The 2279-nt window shown below is 62.6% G+C and carries 3 protein-coding genes; 1 reads left to right on the top strand and 2 read right to left on the bottom strand.

Annotated elements, in window-relative coordinates:
• Positions 1-346: hypothetical protein (locus tag QH270_RS03920; RefSeq protein ID WP_280338937.1), on the bottom strand; the 346-nt coding region annotated here is incomplete at its 3' end.
• 199 nt (positions 347-545) lie between these two features.
• Between QH270_RS03920 and QH270_RS03925 the strand changes: the two genes are divergently transcribed.
• The gene (locus tag QH270_RS03925) at positions 546-1277 is read left to right on the top strand and encodes a hypothetical protein (protein WP_280338938.1); all 732 of its coding nucleotides are present in this window, start codon (positions 546-548) and stop codon (positions 1275-1277) included.
• Between the two features lie 116 nt (positions 1278-1393).
• Here QH270_RS03925 and QH270_RS03930 read toward each other — a convergent pair.
• The coding region (locus tag QH270_RS03930) for a hypothetical protein (protein WP_280338939.1) at positions 1394-2279 on the bottom strand (886 nt) is incomplete at its 5' end.

The following is a 2279-nucleotide window of genomic DNA, read 5'->3' on the forward strand; positions in this document are numbered from 1 at the left end:
TCTGCAGAGTCCCACCTCCCACAGTGCGATAGGCATCGGGATCGACAGTGCTGAACCACGGATCGAAGTGGCTGTTGAGCGTGTCGCTTCCGGCGACCTCGGCAATCGCCGAGGTTCCCAGTGCGCATACCTTCCCGACCAGGTGATAACCGGCGACAGCCTCTGCTGATAGTTTGCGGCGAGCCATCAGCGACGCGACGAGCGAGACGGCCGATATCCCGTTGTCCGCGATGCACAGCATCTCAGTCGGGGAAGCTGATTTCGTGTCGAGCCCGCGCAGATCCTCGACCAGGTCGGTCAGAAACTTGGTCAGGCCGGGCTGGCGGGTGATAGTCGTCGGAGGCATGCGCAGAACCTACGCGCCGCACGCCTGGAAACTGATGACGGAGCGGGGTGTGTCACGCCCTGCTCGGCGGGGTCGACGCATTCCGCTTGACACCACCCTCGGCAACCCCCTTGCCCACGCCCCACTCGTCACACAGAGGCTGGGCGTGGCCTCGCGTGCGGCCTACAGTAGGTCTGATCGACCGCAGACGGGGGTACTCATGAATATCGACGGTCAGGCGGAGTTCGAGCACACTGGCAATACCTATCTACAGGTCCGCGACCGCGTTCGCGTGATGTGCGCACAGTCCTATGTTCACAGGTACTGGTTTGAAGAGTCGCACGGTGCGCATCTCAACAATCCGGCCGACCTGTTCGATGTACTGGTAGAGCGGGGCTATCTCGAGCCGCTCGAGGGGGACCGAGCCACCGGCCAGGTCTGGGCCTGGGATGCCGGCAGCGGCCGGTTCGAGGAGGTCGTTGCACGTCTGTATCGGACCTCGACCAAGGGTCACGCATTGGCGAATGCCTCTGCGGCCAAACCCGTCAGCCGGGCCACGGCGGACAAGGCACTGGCCAGCTTTCTGCAGAGGGTCGACCACGTCGCCACGGATCCGATGAACCTCTATGTCGTCGACCGGGTGGTCCTGTTCGGGTCGATGCTGGATCCCACACGCGAACGCCTCAGCGATGTCGACCTGGCCGTCAGTCTCGCCAGGAACGACGCGGTGTACGACGCCGCCGGTCACAACCTTGCAGGTTCGGTGTTTCTCACCGAGATGAACGGTGGCAAGCACTCCTCTGGCTATCGAGGAGAATCCGGGATCAGAAAGTTCCTCAAGAACAGGTCAAGGGTGTTGAGCCTGGCCCTGCTGTCGGAAGAAGGGAAGATCGCTGGACTACCCGCCGCGACCACACCGCACCGGGTCATCTATGAACGGTCCACAGAATAGCGACCCTTCCTCCGCCGTCTGGGTCCATACGCGATCCGACCGTCCAGGTGGGCATCGGTGCCCCCGCGGCGATACCCAGCACAGTCCGCGAACACCATGCGGCCGAAGCCGCAGGATCAGCTGCAGGTGGTCTCCGAATGCATTTGTATCGTGACCGAGGCCGGAAGGAGACGCAGCTCGGTGACCGAAACCGGCCTGACGGGATCTCCAACGCCCCGGTCGCCGATCAGCAGCCGTCCCGTCGGCTGACTCAGCACCCAAACAGGTTTTCGCCCACTGCCTTCGATCAAGCAGGCCGCGATCCTTGTCGATGATGCGGTCGTCATCTTGTCTGCACTGATCGCGGCTCCGATCCGCTCGGATCGGCCCAACTGCGCAAAAACCGCTGACGCGACGGCAACAGCCAAAACCAATCCAACCGGCGTCTGCATCCACCGTGGAAGGCGCGGCGCGGTCATCCAGAACACCACGACCATCAGGGCAGACACACCGACAGCGATCAAGAACTTCTCGGCATGCAGAACTGCTTCATGCCAGGTGATCTCAAACGCGACCGACGGGTACCCCAAGGCGCCGAAGTATGCGTAGGCGGGCAGGCGTAGCACGATACCGCCGAGTCCCAGAATCGCTAGCAGAGAGGCGATTCGGGCAAGCACCGGACGTGTGTGAGATCGGTGACGGGCACGCACCATGTCCACCACAAGGATACCGATCACGAGTACACAGAATCCCGTAACCAAGGCAACGAACTGGTCGCCATCGACGAAGACGAGCCGGCTCAGCAGCCACAGCGCCGGCCCTGCAAAAAGGGATCCAGCCAACGCCGACAACAAGTACGCCACCGTCGCAGAGCGTTTGATCAACTGCGCCGAGTGAGCGCCGATGATCGAAGCGGCCGTGGAATCGATCCACCACGTCGCCTGCCATCGAGAGTGCCCATCGGGGAGACTGACATCTGCCGGCAATGCGTGCAAGATCGTGCGGGTGGCCAGATTCGCCAAC

The sequence above is a fragment of the Nocardia neocaledoniensis genome (assembly GCF_029868625.1).
Classification (GTDB): domain Bacteria; phylum Actinomycetota; class Actinomycetes; order Mycobacteriales; family Mycobacteriaceae; genus Nocardia; species Nocardia neocaledoniensis_A.